Source organism: Kribbella sp., from assembly GCF_035687465.1.
In the GTDB taxonomy this organism is placed as follows: Bacteria; Actinomycetota; Actinomycetes; order Propionibacteriales; family Kribbellaceae; genus Kribbella.
In genome coordinates this window covers 1-2,141 of the sequence record NZ_DASRXP010000270.1, presented here as the reverse complement: position 1 = coordinate 2,141, position 2,141 = coordinate 1, and the positions used below count along the sequence as shown (strand labels likewise).

Here is a 2,141-nt window from a genome sequence, read left to right as displayed (position 1 = left end):
AGGGGCGCCGATGGAGACGGCGTGCCCCAGTGGTTCGAGGAAGCGGCGGTCCTGATGGGCGGACAAGGAGGCGCGAAACGAGGCCTCCGGCGCGACCGGCGTGAGGTCTACCGCGGATCGTTGCAGCGGCGGCAGACTCCGCCACTCGGCCTGCGGCTGGACCCGCGCAACCCCGACTGCCGCTCCCGATGCATCCCCCGAGACCTCACCCGCAACGCCCGCGCCCGCCGATGATGCCTCACCCGCGGAGGATCCTCCGGACGTTGAGGATGCGCCGGCGGCGGACGAGCGGTGGAAGGGCCAGCGCATGGGGGTTCACCTTCCGTGCTGGATGCGGGTGTTCAGCTGGCCGATCTCGTCGACGAAGCGGCGGCGTTCGGGGTGCTCGAGGTCGAGGATCTCCCCGCGCGACCAGTGGAAGTGGTAGGCGACGTACGCGACCTCGGCATAGAGCTGCTCGGGTGCGTACGTCACGATTCCCCCAGGCGACCACCGGCCAGATCGACCGCGAACGCGTGCCCGCACTCCGGGCAGTTCACCCCGGCCCGGGTGTGGCCCTCCTGGTTCACCCGGCGGTAGAGGTCCTGCAGGAAGGCGAGATCCGCGGCGAACAGGTCCTCGATCACCCCGGCGTGGATGTCGGTCACACTGCCGAGCCTGGTGATCACCCGGCCCAGCAGGACCACAGTCAGGTACGCCGGATTCTCGCGCACCCGATCGTCGCGCAACGGCACCAACTCGTCCCGAGCGGTCGCCAACCGCATCACCCCGTCGCGATGCAGCGCACCCGACGGATCGACGTACCCGCGAGGCAGCACGAAGGAGAACTCGGTCCGCAACGTCTCCTGCACCGGTGCCGCCGCGGCGACCTCCGGCTGGTCGACGATCACCTGGTCGAGCGTGCTGTTCGCGGTACGGCGCATCACTCCACCTCGAGCCGTTCACAGGTGACGACCAGTTTCTCCGTCATCACCGAGGTGTCGCCGGCCTTCATGGTGCCGATCTCGAGGCTCTTCGGCCAGGCGTTGGTGAGCTTGTACCGCTTCAGCGGCGAGCCCTCGTAGTCGTACACGATGATCGCCCCGCCCTTGCGGACCGCGCCCATCTTGCCGAACTGCGAGTCCTTGATCCACTTGTCGAAACTGGTGTCCGACGACAGGCCGCGGGTCAGGGTGATCTCCGGCGCCTTCCAGCGGCCGGGCAGCTTCTTGATCACATACTTGCCGTCGGCACCGTTCTCCTTCAGCTCGATCACGTCCTGCTCCATCTTCAGGCCGCTGATCTCGGTGATGCTCTTGATCTGGATCCCGTCGAACTCCAACCCGAAGGAGTGACCGACACCGGAGTCTCCATCTGGAAGTGGCATGGCTGGTTACCTTTCTGGTGCGAGGAGAGTCATTCGCTGACGAGGCTGGTGCCGCCGGAGAACTGGGACAGCCGGAAGATGACGAACTCGGCCGGCTTGACCGGGGCGACGCCGATCTCGCAGACCACCTGTCCGGCGTCGATGCCTTCGGACGGGTTCGTCTCGCCGTCGCACTTGACGAAGAACGCGTCGTCCGGGGTCTGGCCGAACAGGGCACCGTTGCGCCACTCGTTCACCAGGAACGCGGAGATGGTTCGGCGGATCCGGGCCCACAACGCCTCGTCGTTCGGTTCGAACACCACCCAGTTGGTGCCGGTGAGGATCGACTCCTCGAGGTAGTTGAAGAGCCGGCGCACGTTCAGGTACCGCCAGGCCGGATCGGACGACAGCGTTCGGGCGCCCCAGACGCGATTGCCGCGGCCGGGGAACGTCCGCAGTACGTTGATGCCGACCGGGTTGAGCAGGTCGTGCTCGGCCTTGGTGATCTGTACTTCGAGGCTGACCGCGCCGCGGATGATCTCGTTCGCCGGCGCCTTGTGCACGCCACGGGTGTCGTCGTTGCGACCCCAGATCCCGGCCATGTGCCCGGACGGCGGGATGAAGCCGAGCTGCCCGGTGGCGGGATCCGCCGTCTTGATCCACGGGAAGTACAGCGCTCCGAATGCCGAGTCGTACCCGGCCTTGTCGACCAGCCACTCCTTCACCTGCTGGGCGTTCAGCCCGGGCGGCGAGTCCAGGATCGCGATCCGATCGCCCATCAGCTCGCAGTGCGCAA

The 2,141-nt window shown here is 67.1% G+C and carries 5 protein-coding genes; 1 reads left to right on the top strand and 4 read right to left on the bottom strand.

All coding sequences use genetic code 11. The annotated features are described in order from the left end of the window. A partial coding sequence (locus VFG33_RS13555) for a hypothetical protein (protein WP_325026167.1) occupies positions 1-234 on the top strand: 234 nt, incomplete at its 5' end. Positions 235-315: 81 nt separating this feature from the next. On the opposite strand, the gene VFG33_RS13550 is transcribed toward VFG33_RS13555, so the two are convergent. From VFG33_RS13550 to VFG33_RS13535, 4 genes are all read right to left on the bottom strand, one after another. Beyond that, on the bottom strand, positions 316-474 hold the full coding sequence (locus tag VFG33_RS13550; RefSeq protein WP_325026165.1) for a DUF6760 family protein: 159 nt from the start codon (positions 472-474) through the stop codon (positions 316-318). Beyond that, positions 471-923 (bottom strand): hypothetical protein, encoded by a 453-nt coding sequence (locus VFG33_RS13545; protein ID WP_325026163.1) that lies wholly within the window; start codon positions 921-923, stop codon positions 471-473. Before VFG33_RS13545 ends, VFG33_RS13550 begins: the two co-directional genes overlap by 4 nt. Beyond that, positions 923-1,366 (bottom strand): phage tail protein, encoded by a 444-nt coding sequence (locus VFG33_RS13540; RefSeq protein ID WP_325026161.1) that lies wholly within the window; start codon positions 1,364-1,366, stop codon positions 923-925. The genes VFG33_RS13545 and VFG33_RS13540 overlap by 1 nt, the downstream gene beginning before the upstream one ends. A gap of 29 nt (positions 1,367-1,395) precedes the next feature. Further along, positions 1,396-2,141 (bottom strand): phage tail sheath family protein (locus VFG33_RS13535; protein WP_325026159.1); only part of this gene is annotated, 746 nt, incomplete at its 5' end.

Coding starts and splice junctions, on each gene's coding strand:
- VFG33_RS13545 (WP_325026163.1), bottom strand. CDS start 923: ATGCGCCGTACCGCGAACAGCACGCTCGACCAGGTGATCGTCGACCAG.
- VFG33_RS13540 (WP_325026161.1), bottom strand. CDS start 1,366: ATGCCACTTCCAGATGGAGACTCCGGTGTCGGTCACTCCTTCGGGTTG.